This window comes from Vibrio sp. 2-2(8) (assembly GCF_963888495.1).
In the GTDB taxonomy this organism is placed as follows: domain Bacteria; phylum Pseudomonadota; class Gammaproteobacteria; order Enterobacterales; family Vibrionaceae; genus Vibrio; species Vibrio anguillarum.
The window spans coordinates 369361-392966 of sequence record NZ_CAWPJM010000022.1 but is presented as its reverse complement, the minus strand read 5'-3'; the positions used below and the strand labels follow the sequence as shown (position 1 = coordinate 392966).

At 45.2% G+C, this 23606-nt stretch carries 19 protein-coding genes, 1 tRNA gene and 1 riboswitch; of the genes, 14 read left to right on the top strand and 6 right to left on the bottom strand.

Going from position 1 to position 23606, the window contains the following annotated elements; all coding sequences use genetic code 11:
• The first annotated feature begins 77 nt into the window (after positions 1-77).
• Positions 78-1391: a vanchrobactin export MFS transporter VabS gene (gene vabS, locus AACV12_RS08170; RefSeq protein WP_064624830.1), complete on the top strand. Its 1314-nt coding sequence runs from the start codon at positions 78-80 to the stop codon at positions 1389-1391.
• A gap of 247 nt (positions 1392-1638) precedes the next feature.
• Positions 1639-2562, top strand: coding sequence for an isochorismatase family protein (locus tag AACV12_RS08165; RefSeq protein WP_094124597.1), 924 nt, complete (start codon positions 1639-1641; stop codon positions 2560-2562).
• Positions 2563-2673: 111 nt separating this feature from the next.
• Here the strand turns inward: AACV12_RS08165 and vabE are convergent, their stop codons facing one another.
• Positions 2674-4305: a 2,3-dihydroxybenzoate-AMP ligase VabE gene (gene vabE, locus AACV12_RS08160; RefSeq protein ID WP_170900157.1), complete on the bottom strand. Its 1632-nt coding sequence runs from the start codon at positions 4303-4305 to the stop codon at positions 2674-2676.
• A gap of 3 nt (positions 4306-4308) precedes the next feature.
• Positions 4309-5496 carry an isochorismate synthase gene (locus AACV12_RS08155; protein ID WP_094129639.1) on the bottom strand — a complete coding sequence of 396 codons (1188 nt, stop codon included), beginning with the start codon at positions 5494-5496 and terminating at the stop codon, positions 4309-4311.
• Between the two features lie 176 nt (positions 5497-5672).
• Here AACV12_RS08155 and AACV12_RS08150 point away from each other — a divergent pair, with 176 nt between their 5' ends.
• A complete protein-coding gene (locus tag AACV12_RS08150) occupies positions 5673-6449 on the top strand; it encodes a 2,3-dihydro-2,3-dihydroxybenzoate dehydrogenase (RefSeq protein ID WP_170900156.1) in 777 nt (258 codons plus the stop codon).
• A 59-nt stretch (positions 6450-6508) separates the two neighbouring features.
• On the opposite strand, the gene AACV12_RS08145 is transcribed toward AACV12_RS08150, so the two are convergent.
• Complete coding sequence (locus tag AACV12_RS08145) at positions 6509-7582, bottom strand: 3-deoxy-7-phosphoheptulonate synthase (protein WP_170900155.1); 1074 nt, start codon at positions 7580-7582, stop codon at positions 6509-6511.
• 585 nt (positions 7583-8167) lie between these two features.
• Between AACV12_RS08145 and AACV12_RS08140 the strand changes: the two genes are divergently transcribed.
• Positions 8168-10453 (top strand): glycoside hydrolase family 9 protein, encoded by a 2286-nt coding sequence (locus AACV12_RS08140; protein ID WP_170900154.1) that lies wholly within the window; start codon positions 8168-8170, stop codon positions 10451-10453.
• A gap of 151 nt (positions 10454-10604) precedes the next feature.
• Here the strand turns inward: AACV12_RS08140 and AACV12_RS08135 are convergent.
• A tRNA-Asn gene (locus AACV12_RS08135) sits at positions 10605-10680 on the bottom strand.
• Positions 10681-11226: 546 nt separating this feature from the next.
• Between AACV12_RS08135 and uvrB the strand changes: the two genes are divergently transcribed.
• From uvrB to luxU, 3 genes are all read left to right on the top strand, one after another.
• A complete protein-coding gene (gene uvrB / locus AACV12_RS08130; RefSeq protein ID WP_170900153.1) occupies positions 11227-13257 on the top strand; it encodes an excinuclease ABC subunit UvrB in 2031 nt (676 codons plus the stop codon).
• Positions 13258-13498: 241 nt separating this feature from the next.
• Positions 13499-14905 carry a quorum-sensing sigma-54 dependent transcriptional regulator LuxO gene (gene luxO, locus AACV12_RS08125; RefSeq protein ID WP_026028983.1) on the top strand — a complete coding sequence of 469 codons (1407 nt, stop codon included), beginning with the start codon at positions 13499-13501 and terminating at the stop codon, positions 14903-14905.
• Between the two features lie 4 nt (positions 14906-14909).
• On the top strand, positions 14910-15248 hold the full coding sequence (luxU, locus tag AACV12_RS08120) for a quorum-sensing phosphorelay protein LuxU (protein ID WP_013857261.1): 339 nt from the start codon (positions 14910-14912) through the stop codon (positions 15246-15248).
• Here luxU and AACV12_RS08115 read toward each other — a convergent pair.
• Positions 15245-16135 (bottom strand): YvcK family protein, encoded by an 891-nt coding sequence (locus AACV12_RS08115; RefSeq protein ID WP_013857260.1) that lies wholly within the window; start codon positions 16133-16135, stop codon positions 15245-15247. The genes luxU and AACV12_RS08115 overlap by 4 nt on opposite strands.
• A gap of 179 nt (positions 16136-16314) precedes the next feature.
• Positions 16315-16458: riboswitch (molybdenum cofactor riboswitch) on the top strand.
• On the opposite strand from AACV12_RS08115, the gene moaA reads away from it, so the two are divergent.
• The 5 genes from moaA to moaE all read left to right on the top strand — a co-directional run bounded on the left by moaA (position 16447) and on the right by moaE (position 19238).
• Positions 16447-17436 (top strand): GTP 3',8-cyclase MoaA, encoded by a 990-nt coding sequence (moaA, locus tag AACV12_RS08110; protein WP_026028246.1) that lies wholly within the window; start codon positions 16447-16449, stop codon positions 17434-17436. Its footprint overlaps the riboswitch before it by 12 nt.
• Before the next feature lie 67 nt (positions 17437-17503).
• Positions 17504-18016, top strand: a complete 513-nt coding sequence (gene moaB, locus AACV12_RS08105) for a molybdenum cofactor biosynthesis protein B (protein ID WP_010320682.1) — start codon at positions 17504-17506, stop codon at positions 18014-18016.
• Positions 18017-18026: 10 nt separating this feature from the next.
• Complete coding sequence (gene moaC, locus AACV12_RS08100; RefSeq protein WP_170900152.1) at positions 18027-18527, top strand: cyclic pyranopterin monophosphate synthase MoaC; 501 nt, start codon at positions 18027-18029, stop codon at positions 18525-18527.
• Complete coding sequence (gene moaD / locus AACV12_RS08095; protein WP_010320680.1) at positions 18520-18765, top strand: molybdopterin synthase sulfur carrier subunit; 246 nt, start codon at positions 18520-18522, stop codon at positions 18763-18765. The genes moaC and moaD overlap by 8 nt, the downstream gene beginning before the upstream one ends.
• 2 nt (positions 18766-18767) lie before the next feature.
• A complete protein-coding gene (gene moaE, locus AACV12_RS08090) occupies positions 18768-19238 on the top strand; it encodes a molybdopterin synthase catalytic subunit MoaE (RefSeq protein ID WP_170900151.1) in 471 nt (156 codons plus the stop codon).
• On the opposite strand, the gene AACV12_RS08085 is transcribed toward moaE, so the two are convergent.
• On the bottom strand, positions 19235-20200 hold the full coding sequence (locus AACV12_RS08085; RefSeq protein WP_013857257.1) for a sensor domain-containing diguanylate cyclase: 966 nt from the start codon (positions 20198-20200) through the stop codon (positions 19235-19237). The two genes, moaE and AACV12_RS08085, sit on opposite strands and share 4 nt — an antisense overlap.
• Positions 20201-20474: 274 nt before the next feature.
• Here AACV12_RS08085 and AACV12_RS08080 point away from each other — a divergent pair, with 274 nt between their 5' ends.
• Both AACV12_RS08080 and AACV12_RS08075 read left to right on the top strand, forming a co-directional pair.
• Complete coding sequence (locus tag AACV12_RS08080) at positions 20475-20891, top strand: CBS domain-containing protein (RefSeq protein WP_013857256.1); 417 nt, start codon at positions 20475-20477, stop codon at positions 20889-20891.
• Between the two features lie 286 nt (positions 20892-21177).
• Positions 21178-23472 carry a zinc/cadmium/mercury/lead-transporting ATPase gene (locus AACV12_RS08075; protein WP_170900150.1) on the top strand — a complete coding sequence of 765 codons (2295 nt, stop codon included), beginning with the start codon at positions 21178-21180 and terminating at the stop codon, positions 23470-23472.
• Positions 23473-23606 lie beyond the last annotated feature (134 nt).

Sequence of the window (23606 nt, the reverse complement as noted above, 5' to 3'; positions counted from 1 at the left end):
TGCGTATCAAGGCTGGTTTCGTCTTAATTTCCGCGATGTTTTGAAAGCATTACATTCTGGTTTGAATAGATAATAGTATGAATATAAAGAATATATTTTTAGATTTTAGCCTACTGAAAAACAACCCACATTTCCGAATGGTCTTTATGGCCCGCATGATGTCAGTGCTTGCTCTTGGCATGATGACAGTCGCGGTGCCGATTCAGATACATCAAATGACCGGTTCGACCTTGCAGGTAGGTCTTATCATGGCATTGGATGGTATCGGGATGTTTGTTGGCCTGCTGCTAGGAGGCGTACTGGCCGATAAGTACGATCGCCGTCGATTGATTTTGTTTGCGCGCGCGACCTGTGGCATTGGGTTTGCTGCATTAGCATTGAATAGCATAGTCGCGCAATCCTCCTTAGCGGCTCTCTATATACTCTCGGTGTGGGATGGTTTTTTTGGCGCTATGGGTATGACGGCCTTGATGGCTGCTTTACCGACCATCGTTGGCCGACAAAAATTACCTGAAGCTGCCGCATTGAGCATGTTAACGGTTCGATTAGGTATGGTTCTCTCACCAGCGATTGGCGGCTTACTGATCACTGTCGGTGATGTCAGTTGGAACTATATTGCGGCTTCTGTTGGAACGCTTTGTACGCTGATCCCACTGTTTAGATTACCTTCGATGAAACCGCAACATCATTCGCCAGAGAATCCATTTCAATCACTGTATGAAGGTGTTCAATTTCTATTTTCAAACAAAGTGGTTGGCTGTGTGGTGCTGTTTGGCACACTCGAAACATTAGCAACTGCGATTAGAGTGATGTTCCCTGCGTTAGCTTTAGTCTCATTTCAGGGCACCGCCGCTAACGCAGGTGTGATGTATTCGGCCATTCCGTTGGGGGCGATGTGTGGCGCACTGACTTCAGGTTGGGTAAAACAGTCGCAAAAGCCAGGAATGGTCTTAATCTACGCGACGTTAGGTTCATTTTTAGCGATTGTGGCTATGGGGCTTGTGAATAATTTTTGGTGGTTTGCTCTCATCTTAGTTGGCTATGGTTATTTGGGTTCGGTCGCTTCTTTGATTCAATATTCGATCGTACAAGGACACACTCCAGATCACCTGTTAGGCCGCGTAAGTAGCTTATGGACGGCGCAAGATGTATCGGGAGACTCGATAGGAGCACTCGGTTTAGGGGCGTTGGGTAAAGTGCTAGCACCAACGATGTCGATCCTCACTTTTGGTTTGGGTGCAACGGGAATTGGTGCGTTGATGGTGATGGCATTTCGCTCATTACGCCAAGCGACTCTGTTTGATCCAGCGCTTATCGTTAACACAAGCTCAGAACCTAACGTCTCCTCAGATGAGGTCACTTCCCAACCTGCGGCGCAAACGATGAATTAGCTATTCGTTTTGCGGTGGGCTCTTGTTGCGTTGCCGTGAGTCGAGAGCGACATGTTACGCACATAATTGAGAATTAATCTCATTAACAATTGATTTTTATGCGTAGACTGCTTTAGTATTAATGAAATGATAATTGTTACCATTTATGTGGCGGTTGTCGACGAATACGAGCCTCTTATTTCTGAAGTCGTTATTGGCTTTAAGGCATCACGAACGAGAAAAGCCTCTTTTAACAAGGATTACATTTATGGCGATTCCCAAAATAGCCAGCTACTCCATTCCGTTGGCTGAAACATTTCCGAAAAACAAAGTTCATTGGCATGTCCAAGCGGATAGAGCGGTACTGCTCATTCACGATATGCAAAAGTACTTTATCAACTTTTTTGATCATTCTCAGGCACCCGTTCCTGAGTTATTAGCGAATATTTCAGAGCTGAAATCACTGGCTCGTCAGGCAAATATCCCCGTGGTGTACACAGCACAACCTCCTAACCAAGACCCAGTAGAGAGAGCGCTGCTGACTGATTTTTGGGGAACAGGGCTGACAAAAGATACTGAGATTGTGTCTGAGCTTTCACCTGAAGACGGGGATATCCAATACACCAAATGGCGTTATAGCGCGTTTAAGAAAACGCCGCTGTTGGAGTGGATGAAAGAGACACAGCGTGACCAGTTGATCATTGTGGGTGTCTATGCACATATAGGTATCTTATCAACGGCGTTAGATGCCTTTATGTTGGATATACAGCCTTTTGTGGTCGGTGATGCTGTGGCTGACTTCTCTTTGGAAGATCATCATCATACGTTGAAATACATCACAGAGCGTGTTGGCTGCGTGACTTCGCTTGAGGCATTAAAACCACAAATGATCCACAGTCAAGAAACCAGATTATTGAGCCTTGAACAGATGCGTCAGCAAGTGGCTGAGCTATTGGATCTCGATTTAGATGAAGTGGATGTAGATGAGAAGCTCACTTTTCTTGGCTTAGATTCTATCCGCGCGGTTACCTTATTTGAATCATGGCGCAAGATGGGCATAGAGTGCGCCTTTTCAGAGATGATTAAATATTCAACTTTAAGAGAGTGGTGGCATGTGATGGAGCCTAGTGTTGTTGCTCAGTCGTCACATCAAGTAACGGACACGCGTTCTACTGAAGAGCAACCAGTTTGAGTATACCGGACCACTAGAATAGGGAAAGAGAACGCATCGCCCAGCAAAAGCCGATATCGACGATATCGGCTTTTTTATCTTTAAGTTATTTGAGCGCCTGTATTGCCATGATTAGTGAGAGTATTGCGTTCTTAACCATTTTTTGTCGACTTTGCCCACAGGGGTTTTGGGTAATTCATCGACGAAATGGATGTGATCAGGGATCTTAAATTCTGCTAATCCTTGAGCGTGTAAAAATCGTTTGAGAGTAATGGGTTTGAGCATTTTACCGTTATCTGGCACGACAATGGCGCAACTGCGTTCACCAAGAAACTCATCAGCAATAGCAACCAAAGCCACATCATGAACATCCTGATGTTGAAGTAGCAGGTTTTCAACCTCTTCGGCTGCGATTTTTTCACCACCACGATTGATCTGATCTTTATCTCGTCCCGTGACGATAATATTGCCTTCAGCCGTCTTACGCACTCTGTCACCTGTGATATAGAAGCCTTGGTCGGTGAATGAGCGCTGGTTATGTTCTGGAGCTCGGTAATAACCTCGAATCGTATAAGGGCCTCTGGTCATGAGCAAGCCTTCCTCACCCACCGCAGCGGGCTCACCCTCATCGTTGATTATCATCACTTCATCATCAGCTGAAATTGGGCGTCCTTGAGTAGTAACAATCACGCTGAGTGGGTCATCAAGTCGTGTGTAATTAACCAACCCTTCAGCCATTCCAAACACTTGCTGTAATTGACAGTGGAGAGCCGTCGGTAAGCGCATTGCTGCGGCCTCACTAAACTTCGCTCCGCCGACTTGTACCAGAGTGAGGCTCGCGATGTTTTCTGTAGCGGACTCGGCGTATTTCATCCACAGTAGCGCTAACGGTGGCACTAGCGCTGCGACAGTAATGTGGTGCTTCTCAATTAAACGGAAAGCGGTGTGCGGTGTGGTATCGGAAGCGAGCACGACACAACCGCCAGCGTAAAAGACGCCCAATGCGCCGGGCGAGCTGAGTGGAAAGTTATGCGCAACGGGAAGAACACACAAATACCTCGTGTGTGGATCAAACTGACAAATTTGAATACTACCAAGTACGCTATAAGCGTAGTCATTGTGCGTACGAGGGATCAATTTGGGAGTGCCAGTTGTTCCGCCGGAAAGCTGGAAAAAAGCCACTTGATCAGCAAAGACCGAATGAGTAACAGGATCGTCTCCCACGCAGTGGTAAAGCGTATCTAATTCCTGAATTTGCTCGTGTGAGGATTGACCGCAAACAATGGTATGCAAGAGAGAAGGGCAACTACTTCGTAGTTTCTGCGCGGTTTGCTGCGCGTCAAAGCCCACGATATCGTCTGAAAAAATATAGGCTTTGGCGTGAGTATGTTGGCAAAAATAGCTCAGCTCTAGATAGCGGTGTGCTGGCAGAGCTAGAACCGGTTTAATGCCTCGCATGGTCAAGGCAAAAAAGCAGAGATAGAATTCAGCACGATTGGCCATTTGTAGTACGACATTATCACCCCGCTGCAAACCTAGGGAGCTCAAGCCAGCCGCAAGGCTGATCATTTTCTGATATAAATTTTGATAGCTGTACTGGCCGAAATCATCAATCAGTGCGATGGCGTCAGGGCTTTTTTTTACGGAATCACTGAAATAATCAAATAAGGTTCTTTGTTGCCAGTAGCCTTGTTCACGATAGCGCTGGCTGAATTGCTCTGGCCAAGGGGTAAAATCGGTCGGGTTAAGATTATTCATGACCACTCCTTAGGCGGTAAGTAATTCATCAATTTCAATACCAGCGGCTTTCAAAATGGTACTCATTTTTGCCCCTGTTTCATCGAGTTCACTCTGCGGTGAGGATTCATTCACAATGCCAGCTCCAGCGAACACACTCATCTCATTTTGGCTCACTTCCGCGCAGCGTATCGTGACAACCCACTCGCCATTCCCCCGAGCGTCGCACCAACCGATCATGCCAGTGAAGTAGCCGCGGTCGAAGGTTTCGATCTGCTTAATCGCTTGGTAAGCCGATAATCTTGGATAACCACACACTGCGGGTGTGGGGTGTAACTCTGCTGCAATGCGCAGCGAGTTAATCATCGGATCATCGGCTTGTCCTTCAAGCACTGTTGATAAATGCAGCATCGTTTCGGTTTCAATCACTGATGGGACCATAGGGGTAAATAAGTTATGGCAGTAGCGGCTGAGTACTTTCTCGACTTCCTCGACGACGAAGGCATGTTCATTCAGATCTTTTTGCGTATCAAGTAATGAAGCGGAGCGTTGTTGGTTTTGCACCGCATTGTTTGATTTAGGACGCGAGCCTGCTAGGGGGTTAGAAACGATAAACCCGCCTTTCTTCGCCAACAACAACTCGGGACTGGCTCCCATTAACTTGGCGTTAGGGCCAATTTCAGTAGAAAAAGTGTAGCCATTGCGATTGATGGACAACAGATTACGCAATAAACGAGTTTGATCGATGTGTTGTGGAGTCGAGAGTTTCACTAAACGTGATAGCACCACTTTTGATAGTTCGGTGGTATTAAACAGCTCAAGTAAGGTTGTGACTCCTTGTTTGTAGTCGTTGCCCGTTGGCGGTGAAACAATGGTCGCTTTGTGGCTCTGCTGCCCTTCTTTTTCACTGGCCCGTGGGCTACCAGAAACATAGAGCTTTTCTGGAATGAAGAAACGCGTCGCCGTCTCTTCATTAAAAGGAATTGTCGCAAATAAAATAGGATTGTCGTACTCATCTGTTTTTGCTGCTTCTAGCATCTTGGTTGCTTGATCCGCCAGCTCACAGAATGGGAGCGCTTGATTGAACTGATGAGCAATTCCCACGCCAAGCATGGTGTTGTGAGGCGAAGCAAAAAAGAAGGGAGATTCTTTTAAGTGCTCATCCAATAGCTGATTAGCCATTTTTGAAAACCCAATAACTTCACGTTTCATCACCAAAACTCCATTAATAACGTGTTACGCCTAATTGCTTATTATTTTACAAACCACTAAAGTACGCAGATTATATATGATAATAATTATCAATAACAAATGATAATTAATGTTATTAACTGAGGCTGAGATTCAGTTATGGCTATGGTCTAGTGTGGATTTAACGGAGTAAAGTTAGGAAAATGATGAAATTAGACGAAACGGTTTTATTGACTGGAGCCGGGCAGGGGATTGGTTATGCCGTATTGGAATCTTTACTGGCGGGCGGTTATCGAGTTGTAGCGACGGATAAAAATCACCATCAATTAACTCAGCAATTAGCGAGTTTGAACGCGCGCTATACCGAGCAGCTTCATTGCTATGAGCTTGATTTACAGCATCATGACGACGTCAAAAAAAGGGTACAAGAACTGAATGAGCGCTATCAGTTTGCTCATTTCATCAGCTGTGCGGGCACATTGCACCTTGGTTCAATAACCGAATTATCGATGTCAGAGATCAAAGCGATGTTTGATGTCAATACGTTTGGCACCTTAGCCGCTTTGCAAGGTGTAGCGATAGGAATGAAAGTGCGCCAGCGTGGCAATGTTATTGTGATTGGCTCTAATTCAGCGAATACGCCTCGGCTCAATATTGGAGCATATGCGGCATCTAAATCGGCTTTGCATATGTTGGTCAAGTGCGCAGCTCTTGAGCTTGCAAACGATGGAATTCGATGCAATATCGTTAGCCCAGGCTCAACACGCACCGAAATGCAAACGCAGTTATGGAACAGCGAATATGGTGAAAGAGAAGTGATAAAAGGTAATCTTGAACAGTACCGTTTGGGGATACCCCTTGGCAAAATGGCGGAGCCCGAAGACATTGCTGGGGTTGTTATGTTTTTGATGTCGAATGCAGCAAGTCAAATCACCATGCATGATTTGAGAGTGGATGGCGGCGCTACGCTCGATAATTAAGTGAAGGCCACTGACGATAGGCAAGGTGAAGCAAACGGGAGCTTCACCTTAGTGGTCGTTTACACTGGAGCGTGACAATATTGCTGCTGTTGAAGTGTTGCAACCGCATCATCGAGCGTATTTAAAAAGCACATCGTATCCTCCCAACTTAAGCACTCATCAGTGATCGATTGACCGTAGCAGAGCGGGCCTTTATCCAAAGCTTGGCTACCGCCTTGCAAAAAGCTTTCGCACATTACCCCCGCAATGTGGCGCTCTCCAGACAGCAGTTGCTGGGCAATGTTATTTATTACATCCAATTGATTCTTAGCGATTTTTCCGCTATTGCCGTGGCTGCAGTCAATTACTAGCCTACTGCTGAGCTGGCTATGGTGTAATTGATAAGCCGCACTTTTAACACTGTGACTTGCATAGTTTGGCGTGACACCACCACGTAAAATGATATGGCAATATGGATTACCTTGAGTTTGCACCGCAACCGGTTGTCCATTCTCACCCGCCATAATCAACAGATGTGAATCGTTAGCGGCATGAATTGCATCGATTGCAATTGTCGTATTGCCGTCAGTACCATTTTTAAAACCAATAGGGCAGTGCAATGCTGACGCGAGTTGGCGATGCGGTTGTGATTCAGTGGTTCTTGCGCCAACCGCACCCCAACAAATAAGGTCCGCGATATACGGTGCGATATGCGTATCTAAAAACTCAGTTGCTGTTGGTACACCCAGCGCTAGGACTGACTTGAGTAATTCACGGCTAGAGCTGAGCCCTTTGAGTAAGTTAAATTGACCGTTGAGATCAGGGTCAACCATGTATCCTTTCCAGCCTGTCCGCGTTCTCGGTTTTTCAAAATAAGTTCTCATCACCAACTTGAGAGTGCTGCTGAACTGTTTTTGTGCCTTTGCGAGTCGTTGTGCATAGTCAATTGCAGCCTCAGGGTCGTGGATTGAACATGGCCCAATAATCACCAACATCCTTGAGTCACGACCCGACAAGATATTTTGAATGTCTTGGCGGTGTTGGTGAACGGCCATTGATCGTTGATTATCGGTTTCTGATGATTGGTCTAGAAGGTAGAGATTGGGTAAAGGAGTGATTGATGAAGCGTTCATCACATTATGTAGAGATTTCATGGGCACTATCCGCATAAATATTACGACGTAATGATAATTATTATCATTAATTATTTTCGATAGTGTGAAACATTTGTACAATTGTCAATATGTAAACAGATTTAAATCAAAATGGGGGAACGCGTTTAAAATGAGCTGTTAGCAATGATCAATCACTATTACGTTTGTGATGATTGTGCTTTTTGGTCTCCTGCCGCAGATCAATACATTAATGCCCACGGTGATTGGTGAGCGTTTAGGGTTACCAATAGAAGATTTTTACCATGGTCGTTTAGTTCAAGAGTACAAGCTGGTCTTATGCTCATATCAAAGGTCTAGATAGTTAGCCGGGCTCAAGAGCATGTTGTAAAGGCTATAAAGTTAGTTTACCCCCCGATTGATATAATTGTTCGCTAGAGCACAAGTCAATTTATCGATGAGATTTCCTTGAAACAGATTCATCACCTTAGAGGTAAGTGCTAGCAGTATCACGAAGAGAGAAATAGGCGTTTTTAGAACGGTTCTTTTGTGCTCAGACATCTACTTATTAGCCATGAAAATCGCTTAATTTCAATGGTGTTGTAATTTATATGTCTAGGAGTAAATATGCATAAATTCAAACTATCATTGGCAACAATACTCATTCTTTCATCGTGTTCTGCTTATGCAAATGAGCAAATTAAGAACGGCAAATTTAACGGGAACATGGATGGTTGGTGGAATGCTGGTGCAGATGTAAAAATCAAAAATGGCGAAGCATGTCTTGAGATTAGAAGTCCAGGAGAGAACCCTTGGAATGTGATTTTAGGACAGGGCGGGATTGGGTTGGCAAACAAAGCAGATTATGAAGTTTCATTTGATGCTTATGCAACCGTTGATACTCAAATGAGAACGCTTATTCAGCATGAAGGTCCTCCTTATACCAACTATTTTGTGGATGATACAAAAGTCTCACTGAAGAAGAAGAGCTATAAGTTTAAGTTCAGCCATGATGTTGAAAGCGATGCTAAAACTGAGTTCCAGTTTCAAATGGGCGCCCAGAAAAAGGGAACCGTATGCGTTAGCAATGTTTCAGTCGTCGGTGAGAAATACATTGAAGAGTTGAAGATAAATTCTGTTCGTGCTAACCAAGTCGGTTACCTTCCTCAAGCAGATAAGTTTGTGTTTGTCGCGAATGAATCTAAAGAGCCATTAAAGTGGGTGCTAATAAACAACAGCAATATCAATGTCGATTTAGGTAAAACGGAAGTTTTTGGTCTTAATAAGGCATCAGGCGAGTTTATTCACCGTATTGACCTATCGAACTACAGATCAGATATGAGTGGCTTGAAAGTAAAAGTCGGTGAAGACGAGAGCTTGCCATTTAGCATTAGCAAAGATATCTACAGTCAGTTGAAGTACGATGCATTGTCTTACTTCTACCAAAACCGTAGTGGTATTGAGATTGATAAGGCTCTGGTACAGCGTGACGATCTAGCGCGTCCCGGCGGTCATATGAGCGATGTGGTTACCTGTTTTAATAAGACGGACAGCTGGGGTAATAAATGGCCAGGCTGTGATTTTTCTGTCGATGTAACTGGCGGTTGGTATGACGCTGGCGACCATGGTAAGTATACGGTTAACAGCGGTATCTCGACTTGGACTCTTTTGAACCTGTTTGAAAGAGGTAAATGGCTAGATAACGCACCAATTCCTTTTGCAGAAGGGAAAGTGAAAATTCCAGAAGCTGGAAATGGCGTTAATCCTTTGTTGTCTGAGGCTCGTTGGAATATCGAATTTATATTGGCAATGCAGATCCATAGTGACCAACCTGTAGCGGTTCCTGTTGGTGACCAGTCTGAAGACAAAACACTTAAACTGACTAAGATTGACGCAAAAGGTATGGCTTTCCATAAAGTTGCTGATGAAGCTTGGACAGGTATGCCACTGCCACCTCATATGGACACCCAGAAGCGATATGTGGGTTATCCAACCACTGCGGCTACGTTGAACTTGTCAGCAATTGGTGCTCAATGTGCGCGAATTTGGAAAGAGATTGATCCTGCGTTCTCAAAAAACTGTTTGAATGCGGCGCAAGAGGCTTGGGAAGCCGCGAGCAAAAATCCTAATATTCTTGCCTATGATAACTTCACAGGGTCGGGCCCATATGATGATAAAGAGCTTTCAGACGAGTTCTACTGGGCTGCAAGTGAACTTTATATCACCACAGGTGACAGCAAGTACCTTAAAGCAGTGAAAGCTTCTCCTCATTATCTAGAGACACCAAAAGGTAACATTGAAGCAGATGGCGAAATGTTCTGGGGGTACACAGCGCCTTTAGCAACAATAAGCTTGGCTGTTGTGCCTAATGGATTGGGTGAGGATCAAATTAAAGTTGCAAGGAAAAACTTAATCGCAACCTCTGATAACTTTGTGGGCCAGATTAATAACGAGGGTTATCATATTCCTTACACGGTAGAAGAGTATCCGTGGGGATCGAACTCGAGTTTTGTAAATAGAGCTATCTTCTTAATCTATGCGAATGATTTCACCGGCGATATTAAGTATGTAAAAGCGGCTGCAAATGCGATGGATTACTTACTAGGCGCGAACCCAATGAACCTGTCTTATATTACAGGTTACGGCACCAATGCGGCTAAAAGTCCACATCACCGTTTTTGGGCACATGCTGCGGATGAAAAGTCACCAGCTCCAGCACCTGGCGCACTAGTGGGTGGACCCAACTCAGTGAGTTACAGTGATCCAGTCGCTGCGACATTGAAGGGGCAGTGTGTTGGCCAAACCTGTTATAGAGATAACATTAATGCATGGTCGTTTAATGAGATCACGATTAATTGGAATGCTCCTCTCGTTTGGGTTTCTTCTGCTTTGGATGAAGGGCAATTATATTGATTAACGGGTCACTTTTTTGGGAAAAATATTTATGTACCTAAACTTCTAAGCCAGTACGAGTCAGGAAAAGACGTTAAGAGAATACAATTCCTTGAAATAGCTAGATTTAGATACAAAAAAAGACGTCCTAGGACGTCTTTCTTCTTGAATTTGGCTCCCCCTGCAAGACTTGAACTTGCGACATACGGATTAACAGTCCGCCGTTCTACCGACTGAACTAAGGGGGAATTGCTTTGAGCGGTGCGAATGGTAGCGAGTGGGGTGTTCAGTGTCAACCTTTCCAGCCGAAGAAAAAGTAAAAATATTTCCCTGAAAATACTTTACTTTTCTGTACCCCTTATCGGCATTAGGCTAGGTTTAGTTATCCACCAAAATTGTGGATAAGTGTGTTGACGAATCCTGAGCAATTCGTTTCATCAATGAATGTTGAGTTATTACTCTACTCATTTGTTGAGTTTATTTTTTATATAACACTATGTTTTTTATTTTATTTTTTGATTTATCAACTGAAATTATCAATAAGAAATGAAAATGAATGGCGATGAGAAAAAGGGAGTCATTTTGAAATTTTGGGGAAAACAAGTGGATTATTTTTGAAAGTTAGGAGTGGTTTTTTACGAATCAGGCCGAAGATGATAGCAAACGTATGGAGAAGAAACTAGCATTTTTTCAAAACAGGGGTGATTTACGACGCAACTATTTTGAACAATTACTTGCAACAAAACATGGCTAACAGCGAGAATGCCTATTCAGTTATAGAGGACAACGGCATTATGAGCAAAACGTTTGAATTGGTATCGGGTTATCAACCCTCAGGCGATCAACCTACGGCGATCAAGCAATTGTTTGATGGGCTAGATACAGGTCTTGCTCATCAAACCTTATTGGGTGTGACGGGTTCAGGGAAAACATTCACCTTGGCTAATGTGATCGCCAAGGCGCAGCGTCCGGTTATCTTGTTGGCACCGAATAAAACGCTCGCAGCCCAGCTGTATGGTGAGATGAAGTCATTTTTCCCCAATAATGCGGTTGAGTATTTCGTCTCTTATTACGACTACTATCAGCCAGAGGCGTATGTGCCGACCACGGACACATTTATAGAAAAAGATTCCTCGATTAACTCACACATAGAACAAATGCGACTCTCCGCGACTAAAGCGCTGCTTGAGCGTAAAGATGCGATTATTGTAGCTTCTGTATCGGCGATTTACGGTTTGGGTGATCCTGATTCTTATCTGAAAATGATGCTGCATGTTCGCCGTGGTGATGTGATGGATCAGCGCGACATTATCCGCCGTTTAGCCGAGCTCCAATACACACGTAACGATATGGCGTTTGAACGTGGTCAATTTAGAGTTCGTGGAGAGGTCATCGATATCTTTCCCGCGGAATCGGATTATGCGGCCGTGCGTGTTGAAATGTTTGATGATGAGGTAGATTGCATCAGTTTGTTTGACCCATTGACGGGCGCAATGATTCAGCGAGATCTTCCTCGCTATACCATCTATCCTAAAACGCACTACGTTACGCCAAGAGAGCGCATTGTCGATGCGATAGAGCACATCAAAGAGGAGCTGCGAACTCGCCAAGCCTACCTGTTGGAAAACAATAAACTACTCGAAGAGCAGCGCATATCGCAGCGTACTCAATTTGATATTGAAATGATGAATGAGCTCGGTTTTTGTTCAGGTATTGAAAACTATTCTCGTTATCTCAGTGGGCGAAAAGAGGGAGAGCCGCCTCCGACCCTGTTTGACTATCTACCGCATGACGGTTTATTGATTATCGACGAATCACACGTAACCGTGCCGCAAATTGGCGCGATGTTCAAAGGCGATCGTTCACGCAAAGAAACGTTAGTGGAGTTTGGTTTCCGGTTGCCTTCCGCTTTAGATAACCGTCCATTAAAGTTTGAAGAGTTCGAATCACTTGCGCCGCAGACGATTTTTGTTTCTGCTACCCCGGGCAACTATGAGCTAGAAAAATCAGCCGGACAAATTGTGGATCAAGTGGTGCGCCCAACCGGATTACTGGACCCCGTGCTGGAAGTACGACCAGTCGCAACACAAGTGGATGATGTGTTGTCAGAGATCCGCATTCGCTCAGCGAAAGATGAACGTGTGCTGATCACGACATTGACTAAACGCATGGCTGAAGACTTAACTGAGTATCTTCATGAACATGGGGTTAAGGTCAGATATCTGCACTCAGATATTGATACTGTTGAGCGGGTTGAGATTATTCGCGACCTTCGCCTAGGCGAATTTGATGTGTTAGTGGGTATTAACTTACTGCGTGAAGGTTTGGATATGCCTGAAGTCTCTCTCGTCGCAATTCTTGATGCGGATAAAGAAGGCTTTCTACGTTCAGAACGTTCATTAATTCAGACTATTGGCCGTGCGGCACGTAACATTGAAGGCAAAGCGATTCTCTATGCTGACCGCATTACTAACTCAATGAAGAAAGCGATGGATGAGACCGATCGTCGCCGTGAAAAGCAGCAAGCACATAATGAAGAACAAGGGATAACACCTCAGGCGCTGAAACGTAATGTCAAAGATATTATGGAGTTAGGTGATATTACTAAGTCCAAGCAGCAGAGGATGAACAAACAAGTACCTTTGTCTAAAGTGGCAGAAAGCTCGCAAACTTATGAAATATTCACGCCGCTACAACTGGAAAAAGAGATCGCCAAACTAGAAGGGTTAATGTACAAACACGCACAAAACCTAGAATTTGAATTGGCTGCCGAAAAGCGTGACCAAATTGAAAAACTGCGTCAGCAGTTCATTACCAACAGTTAAAAAAATAGCCAATAGAAAAAGGTCTATTGGCTGTTATTTGTGAACACTTTATTCACTAACAACGTCAGTTGGCTAGGTGACCCCTAAGGGTCATATTGAATAGAGCACATATCGTGCCAATTAATTTTATGCAAAAAGGGCTATTAACTAACGAATTAATGCCTTTTTGTTATTTTATTTTGCAAAATGCGAACCTTAATGCAATAGTTAAGGCAAAGTGCAAAATAATAATGGCTAGAATATGCAACCTGACTTTTCTCTACAAAAGGCTAAATATCTTTTGATGGTGGAAGATACGGCTTCCGTTGCGGCGCTGTATCGTTCATACCTCACCCCCCTTGAAATCGATATCAATATTGTTGGTACAGGTCGTGATGCGATAGAGAGTTTAGCTCACCGAGAGCCGGACCTCATATTGCTGGATCTTCGATTACCCGATATGACGGGCATGGACGTTTTACATGCTGTGAAAAGTCACTACCCCAATGTGCCAGTGATATTCATGACCGCTCATGGTTCGATTGATACCGCAGTGGAAGCGATGCGTCACGGTGCCCAAGATTTCTTGATCAAACCTTGTGAAGCAGACCGCTTGCGCGTCACGGTTAACAACGCCATACGTAAAGCTAGCAAACTAAAAAATGAGGCTGGTAACCCGGGTAATCAGAACTACCAAGGTTTTATCGGTAGCAGTCAAACCATGCAATCAGTCTATCGAACCATTGACTCAGCGGCCTCCAGTAAAGCCAGTATTTTTATTACTGGCGAAAGTGGCACGGGTAAAGAGGTGTGCGCAGAAGCGATTCATGCGGCCAGTAAACGTGGCGATAAACCCTTCATTGCGATTAACTGCGCCGCCATTCCTAAAGACTTGATAGAGAGTGAACTCTTTGGTCACGTGAAAGGCGCATTTACTGGCGCAGCGACCGATCGCCAAGGCGCAGCCGAGTTGGCTGATGGCGGCACACTGTTTTTGGATGAACTGTGTGAAATGGATTTGGATTTGCAGACCAAGCTGTTGCGCTTTATCCAAACGGGCACATTCCAGAAAGTGGGCTCATCGAAGATGAAAAGTGTCGATGTTCGTTTTGTCTGCGCTACCAACCGCGATCCATGGAAAGAGGTACAAGAGGGCCGTTTTCGTGAAGATTTGTACTATCGTCTTTATGTGATCCCATTGCATTTACCACCGCTACGCGAGCGAGGCGATGACGTTATTGAAATTGCTTACTCTTTGCTCGGCTTTATGTCTAAAGAAGAAGGCAAAGGTTTTGTCCGCTTAGCGCCAGAGGTTGTGGAGCGTTTTACGCGCTATGAATGGCCGGGTAATGTGCGTCAACTGCAAAACGTGTTGCGGAATGTGGTGGTATTGAACCACGGCAACGAGATCGAACTGAGCATGTTACCGCCACCGCTAAATCAAGTCGTGGATAACAAGATCCGATTAGCAAACCTAACGACGGAAACGCGCAAGGAAAATATAACCGTGCACGATATTTTTCCTTTATGGATGACGGAAAAGCAAGCCATCGAACAAGCGATAGAAGCGTGTGATGGTAATATTCCTAAAGCAGCCAGTTATTTAGACGTTAGCCCTTCAACGATCTACCGCAAGCTTCAAGCGTGGAACAGTAGAGAGAACTCATAGAGATATGGAACTGATCAATAAAAACAAAATTGCGCATTTGGCCCAAGAAATTGGAGAAGAGAATGTGCCAATATTGCTCGATATTTTTCTCAGCGAGCTGAGCGCCTATACACAGAAGCTAGCTGATCAAAATCTGCCGGATAAAATCGAATATTTAAAAGACATCAGCCATGCTCTAAAAAGCAGTGCCGCCAGCTTTGGTGCGGATAAACTGTGCGCTAAAGCGGTGGATATCGATAGCAAAGGAAAGGCAAACTGCATTTTTGATGAGGCTGAAGAAGTGGCGGCGATGCGCGCTCTTATCGAAGAGACGCATCGTTGCTACTGCCACTTGATGGATTAGCTTGTGAGTTGATTCTCAATGGCTTTTTGAAGTTTAACTCGGTCGTGCCGCCAGTCACGATTGGATGATGCTAGCTCTGTAGTGACACAATGCCAGTGTTCAGCCAGCTCCGGATGTGGTGTATCGCCGATCACCACATCGATTTTTCGCGCGTGGCAGGCGCGCTCACACCATTCCAATTTCTGCCGTAGCGACATGCGACCAGCAGGTCCTTGCTCGGGAGACAAGTTCTCAACAAAAATCAGCTTTGCTTTTACGTTTTGCTCAATGGCATTGCCAATTTCGGGCAGCAGTAGTGGTGGCATCACACTGGTGAGAAAGCTTCCCGGGCCAAGGATGATGCAGTCTGCTGCACTGATGGCGAGTATGGCTTCTTTGGTTGCTGGCACTTCAGGTGATAAATCTAAGCGCCTTAAATCTTCCGTCATCTCGTCCACGTTCGTTTCACCCGTGACCCAGTGACCATCCATAGAAAGTGCACTAAGATCAGAAGGATGCTCTGACATAGGTAAAATATTAACATCGACTTTGAGCATGTTGCGGATCAAGTTGATCGCGTCTAAAGGGCGCACAGATAGGTTATCTAATGCAGTCAGCATCAAATTACCGAGATTATGGCCATTGAGTTCTCCCGCACCTTTAAAGCGATATTCAAACATCATCGAACTGATGGAAGGCTCAGTGATCAACTGGTTGATACAGTTACGTGTATCGCCCCATGCAATGCCACCTTGGCAGTGGCGAATGCGCCCAGTGGAACCGCCGTTATCTGTGGTGGTTACAATCCCTGTCGCATTGGAGCCAAAATCTTTTAACGCCGCTAGCATGCGTCCAAGCCCATGTCCTCCGCCAATGGCGACGACTTTCTTTGAAGTGTATAGAGTCATCTGTTCTTCTTATTTTTTAATAATTAACTACAATTTAAATCAGCTTGTTCACAACCCATACTCATTAGGAGGTAAATTGGGTAATGGACTCTTTTTTTTTACGATAAGGGTAGAATCACTTACTAATATTAAGTATTTTACTTATCAGCTGCTGTAGAGATAGTTAATTATACTACCTCAACGGCTGCCATAGCTCCGAGCTTAACTGGCTAAGTCTCATTTTTGTGAGATAGGGTGGTTAAGCCAGTGGTCTAATACCACAAGGGCATAATTGGAAATGATTATGCCTCCCGTATTTGGAAAGGTGTTCCGTGGCGCAACAGTTCGAAGATAGATTCCAACGTAAATTTTATTATTTACGTTTATCTGTTACAGATGTCTGTAACTTTAAATGCACATATTGCCTGCCTGATGGTTATCAACCTTCGGGGCAGAAAAACTCGTCTTTTTTAACCCTTCCTGAAATACAACGCGTCGTGCGAGCCTTTGCCGACTGTGGTACGTCGAAAGTACGCATCACAGGGGGGGAGCCGACTTTGCGCAAAGACTTTAACGACATTATTGCTTGTGTGGCGAATACCGCTGGTATAGAGAAAGTGGCGACCACCACCAACGGTTACCGTATGGCCAAACAAGTAGAAGGTTGGCAATCGGCCGGGTTAACGCATATCAATGTCAGTGTCGATAGTCTTGATCCAAGAATGTTCCACCAAATCACGGGTGAAAACAAATTTACGCAAGTGATGGCGGGGATTGATCGCGCTTTTGAAGTCGGTTACCAGCAAGTTAAAGTCAACGTTGTGCTGCTAAAAGACCTTAATCATCAGCAGTTACCTGCTTTTTTAGATTGGATTAAACACCGCCCTATTCAACTTCGTTTTATTGAACTAATGCAAACGGGTGAAATGGACTCGCTGTTTGAGCGTCACCATATTTCAGGTGTTGCCATTCGTAATCAACTGATTGCCAATGGTTGGGTGCTGAAAACCCGAGCTCACAATGATGGGCCAGCGCAAGTATTTGTTCATGCCGATTACCAAGGTGAAATCGGTCTTATCATGCCGTATGAGAAAAACTTTTGCCATAGCTGCAACCGCTTACGCGTTTCGGCAAAGGGGAAGTTACACCTGTGCCTTTTCGGTGAGCAAGGCGTTGAATTACGCGATCTGCTCGCCCAAGATAATCAACAGCAAGCCTTAATTGAGCGAATTCAAGCGCAATTACAGACCAAGTCGGTCAGCCATTTTTTACAAGATGGCAATACGGGTATGACGCCTAATCTCGCCTCCATTGGCGGCTAAATTCTTTTTGTCACTGGCTATTGTTTAGCGGGTGATGTTGGTACACATTTGAACAGTAGGTGAACACATGGGTCACGCAGAAAGCGCATTTCAACCAGCACATATTGCCGTACTGACGGTTTCCGATACTCGTACTGAAGAAAACGATACTTCAGGCGGTTACTTAGCTGAGCAACTTCAACAAGCGGGACACATTCTGGCCGATAAGCAGATTGTTATTGATGATCAGTATAAAATTCGCGCGATTGTTTCTCAGTGGATCGCGGATGAAAACGTGCAAGCCGTGCTGATCACGGGTGGAACGGGTTTTACCTCACGCGACAGCACACCAGAGGCATTAAAGCCCTTGTTTGATAAAGAAGTTGAAGGTTTTGGCGAGCTGTTCCGATTGGTCTCTTACGATGAAATTGGCACTTCAACCATTCAGTCTCGCGCCATTGCAGGTTTTGCCAACCATACGGTTATTTTTGCCATGCCAGGTTCAACAGGAGCGTGCAAAACCGGTTGGACGAAAATCATCAAACAGCAGTTAGATGCTAGCCATCGCCCATGCAACTTTATGCCACATCTTTCGGTTTAACGGGGTTTCAATGAGCAAATTTACTCATATTAATGCCTCAGGCGAAGCCAATATGGTCGATGTTTCTGCCAAGGCTGAAACCGTACGTGAAGCACGTGCGGAAGCCTTTGTGAAGATGTCACCACAAACGCTGCAACTGATCCTTTCTGGGCAACACCACAAAGGTGATGTGTTTGCCACCGCAAGAATTGCGGGCATCCAAGCGGCGAAGAAAACGTGGGATTTAATCCCACTGTGCCACCCATTGCTGCTTACTAAAGTAGAAGTGCAGCTTGAAGCCATCGAAGCACAAAGCAAAGTTCGAATTGAATCATTGTGTAAATTAACCGGTAAAACAGGGGTTGAAATGGAAGCCTTAACCGCGGCATCGGTGGCGGCGTTAACCATTTACGACATGTGTAAAGCAGTACAAAAAGATATTGTGATTGAACAAGTGCGCTTACTTGAAAAAAGCGGCGGGAAATCTGGTTACTTTAGCGCTCAGCCACAACAAAAGGTCACGCATGATTAATGTCCTCTTTTTTGCTCAAACTCGTGAGTTGATCGGCCAAGACAGCATTCAACTCAAGGCACAGTTTGCTACGGTTGAAGCGCTGCGTAGCCACTTAGCCTCGCAGCCTGGGAAATGGGATTTAGCCTTGCAACCGGGAAAACTGCTGGTGGCAGTCAATCAAACCATCGTTGCCTTTGATTACCCGTTAAGTGATGGTGATGAAGTGGCTTTTTTTCCTCCAGTAACCGGAGGCTAGTGATGGATAGTCGTATTTCCGTTCAAATATCAGATTTCTCGGTAGACACAGAATACCGTGATTTGTCGCAAGGTACTTCCGCTGGCGCTGTGGTTACCTTTATTGGCAAAGTTCGTGATATGAATTTAGGTGATAATGTTATTGGCTTAACGCTTGAGCACTATCCGGGAATGACAGAAAAAGCTTTGAGTGATATTTGTGATCAGGCGCAGGCACGTTGGCCGGTGCAAAAAATCCGTGTGATCCACCGAATCGGTGATTTAGATATTGGCGATCAAATCGTGTTTGTAGGCGTGTCGAGCTCACATCGTGGTGCGGCTTTTGAGGCGTGCGAATTTGTTATGGATTACCTTAAAGCCAAAGCACCGTTTTGGAAGAAAGAGCGCACCACCGAACAAACACGCTGGGTGGAGTCTCGAGATTCAGATGCCCAAGCCGCGCAGCGTTGGGCTAATCATCACACCATCGACTAAGCCTTGTGTAGTATATGAATAGTTCCGCGCTGTTGATTCTTCGCGTGAAACAGCGCTTTATCGGCCGTTGATACAAACTGTTCTGGCGTCATGCCAGTCGGTATGTGTTCGCAATATTGGATGCCGATAGTAATCGATACATACAATGAGACACGAGAATAGCGGTGAGGGATTTGCAGCTCTCTCACTTCACTAAGTAGTTGTAATGCTTTTTGCTCGCACTGTTTAATATCAATATCCGCAATAAATAGTAGAAATTCATCTCCTCCATAGCGAAAGCAGAGGTCATCTTTACGTTTCCAATGCTGCAGAGTGCTCGCTATCTTGCGCAGCACAGTATCGCCATTCACATGGCCATAGTGGTCGTTATATTCTTTGAAGCAATCTAAGTCGATCATGAAAATTGCAGCACTACTTTGCTCACGTTTGATCTTATCTAACGCTTTGGGCAGCAATGAGTCCATCGCATAACGGTTATAGACCTGAGTTAAATGATCCACATTGGTCAGTTTTTCTAACTCAAGTTGGTGTATAGAAAGCCGCTCTAACGTGCGCTTATAAGCGGTAATATTTCTCACAATCCATAGCACGTACTCAGTATTTTTCAGCGGGATGACCAATGCGTTAAAAAACTGAATATCGATAGGGCCAGAGCTGCCTTTAAATTGAGCAATTACCCTTAGGTCGAGATCGTATTCAAACTCTCGCATTTGTCCGTTATCAATGACTTCTTGGATAATTTGATGAAACCAAGCGGCTTTTTTTTCGGGTAATACCTGGTATAGATTGAGACCAATGAGAACCCTTGGGTCGTGGTGTCGGCTGCGATCCGTTCCTCCTAAGGCCTCCACATATACGCCATCGCGGTTAATCAGAAAAGTGGGTTCGGGTAATGACTCCAACAAGCTGCGCATCAGTGCTGGGTTTTCTATAATCTCGGAAAACAGCGGCGAATTCACCATGCCCAGTCCTTATTAATACAACGGTCAATGTTTAAGATATAAATGATATTAACTGTAAAATCTTGCGAGACATCGTGTTCTTAACGTGTTGTTTGATTCAAAAATGAGACGTTTTGATAAAAGATTTTGCCATTTACCCTTGATAAAAATTAACTATTTGTAATATCGATAGTTTGTGCCGATGAGCAAAATCGATTTTTTCCATTTAGCAAAACGGTGAAATTAGTCAACACTTAACTTAAGGCAGCATACCGTTGCAACCAAGGAGACAGATATGCAATCGCTAATAGTTAAAGACTATATGACATTACAAGCCATCACCTTCAAACCGGACATGCCAATGACTGCGGCTTTAGAAAAAGTGATGCGTTCGGAGCATCTTGGTGGTCCTGTTATTAACGACCAAGAACAAGTGATTGGCTTTCTATCAGAGCAGGATTTGCTCGATAAATTGGTGAAGGTGAGTTATTTCTGTGAAGACACCCATTTAGTCCGTGACTGCATGCACCCTGAAGTGCTGTCCGTTTCATCAGACACCTCTATTATTGAGCTTGCTGACATGATGAAAGTAGGAAAACCGAAAGTTTATCCCGTGATCGATCAAGGTAAATTGGTTGGCATTATTACGCGCAGAGATGTACTGAGAGCATTAGGGAAAAACTTAACGCATTGTTTTAAAAAACCAACATAGCAAACTATACCCTTCCTACTTGAAGCTGCAGCGGTGTTGGCTATGTTCGTTCACCCCAATCACATAGTTTGCCTATGCTCATGGGGACTCACTCACTTGCCGCCTACCTGCAACTCCAAGTTGTTTGGGTATATCAGCAGTAATAAATAAAATTCTAGAGGTGCAGTGCACCTCTTTTCCATCTAATCAAGGTGAATGTACGTTAAGTGCAGGTTTGATAAAAATGCGCTTGACCTTGGAGTTAACTCTAGGGTTTAAGCTTTGTGCATCAGAGAAGGAGAATCCTATGTGCACAAAACATGAAGCTTGCAGTACTACAAAAAATAGCATGGCAAACCCGCAGGCGGTGTCATGCTCTAGTCTTAAAATTACCGCGATTAGGGCTGCGGGTGTTGCTTCAAATGAAGAGGGGTGCTGCGGGTCACAAGAGTGCGCAAGCAATGATCCTGATGATGAACCCGCGCAGCTCACATCCGTTAAAACACAGTTTAACCAAAGCTGGAAAATTGAAGGGATGGATTGCCCATCTTGCGCACGTAAGGTTGAAACGGCGCTTAAAAAAGTGGGTAATGTGATCGACGCCAAAGTGCTGTTTGCCACTGAAAAATTGGTGGTCAAGTTTAATACCGAAGAGGCAGCGCTTGAAATAGAACAAGCGGTTCGTAATGCAGGTTTTACGGCTCACCGCATTGATGCGGCTAATCCAGTTTCTGCCCCCATCCGTAGCGATTGGAAGTCAGTCATAAAACAGAACGCGCAGATCCTCTCCATTGCTGGCGCGATGGTACTCGCCGCTATTGTGCAGCCTTATTTCCCTCAAATCAGCGATGGGATGTTCATTTTGACCTGCCTTGCCGGTTTGTATCCTATCGGTAAAAAAGCGATTCAACTGGCACGCTCAGGCACACCTTTTGCGATTGAAACCTTAATGAGCGTTGCGGCGCTCGGAGCGCTCTATCTTGGTGAAACGGTTGAAGCAGCGATGGTGCTATTACTCTTCCTCATCGGAGAGCGGCTAGAAGCTTTTGCCGCTTCTAAAGCGCGTAGCGGTGTACAAGCTTTAATGGCACTGGTGCCTGAAACGGCAACAAAAATTGTGGCAGGAGAACGCATCACGGTGGCGGCACATGAGCTAAAACCGGGGGATGTAGTGGAAGTTTCTCCCGGCTCTCGGCTACCTGCGGATGGTCAATTGCACGAAGCGTCGGCCAGTTTTGATGAGAGCGCGTTAACGGGCGAATCACTGCCTGTCGAACGCTATCAAGGTGACAGTGTCATGGCGGGTGCTGTGGTCGCGGATCAGGTGGTGCGTTTCACCATCACCTCCAAACAGGGTGAAAACGCGATTGACCGCATTTTACATCTGATTGAAGAAGCGGAATCTCGCAAAGCGCCGTTAGAACGTTTTCTTGATAAATTTAGTCGTTGGTATACCCCATTAATGATGTTGGTTTCATTAGCCGTGGTTGTGATACCGCCGACACTGTTTGCGCAGCCATGGGAAACATGGGTTTACCGTGGCTTAGCCTTACTGCTGATTGCTTGTCCATGTGCGTTGGTTATCTCAACTCCGGCGGCCATTACTTCTGGCCTTGCCGCAGCGGCGCGTCGTGGTGCACTGATCAAAGGGGGCGCGGCGCTCGAACAGCTTGGAAAAATAGAGAGTATTGCTTTTGATAAAACGGGTACTTTGACCAAAGGTAAACCGGAAGTTACGGATGTGGTTGCGCTCAATGGCTGGGATGAAGAGCAATTGTTGCGCTATGTCGCAGCGGTTGAAATGGGCTCGAGCCATCCTCTGGCAACCTCTTTAGTGAAAAAAGTGCAAGCGATGGCTTTGCCCATTCCAGAAGCGATAGAGAAGCGAGCGTTAGTTGGCAGTGGGGTTTCGGGGGTTGTGGAGGGGAAATCACTGCGCGTATTAGCGCCAAGCAAAGCGAATGTTCCGTTTTCTGATGCATTTAGCGCGCAAGTGGAAGCGCTAGAGATGCAAGGCAAAACAGTGGTGGTGGTTTTTGAGCAAGAGAACATTGTCGGTCTAATCGCATGGCAAGATACCTTGCGTGAAGATGCCAAAGCCGCCATTGAAGCACTGCGCCGTTTGGGGATCGACACTATTATGCTCACTGGCGATAACCCTAGAAGCGCTGCGACGATGAGCGCTCAATTAGGGATAGATTTCAAAGCCAGTTTATTACCGCAAGATAAAGTGGAATACATTCAACAGTTGGCGCAGAGAAAACAGGTGGCGATGGTCGGGGATGGCATTAATGATGCGCCTGCAATGAAAGCGGCCAGCATTGGTATTGCGATGGGGGGGGGTACCGATGTTGCATTGGAAACGGCCGATGCGGCAATTACTCATAATCGATTGGTCGAGCTCGCCACCATGATCGAGCTATCACAAGCTACCCTCGCCAATATTCGCCAGAATGTCACGCTAGCGCTAGGCTTAAAAAGTATCTTTTTAGTCACGAGTTTACTCGGTATTACGGGCTTATGGGTAGCGGTGCTGGCTGATAGTGGAGCTACCGCGTTAGTGACGCTCAATGCGTTGCGTCTATTGAAATTTAAAAAATAGTCCGAGACTAAAAACCAAAAAGCTCAGCAAGGCATGGCGGGTCGTTATCTCTCATGCCTGTTGGGTTTGCACCCTATTGTGGTAATAGTGTGAAATGCGTCGATATTGCGCTTGTATTTTGTTATGCAGTGTTG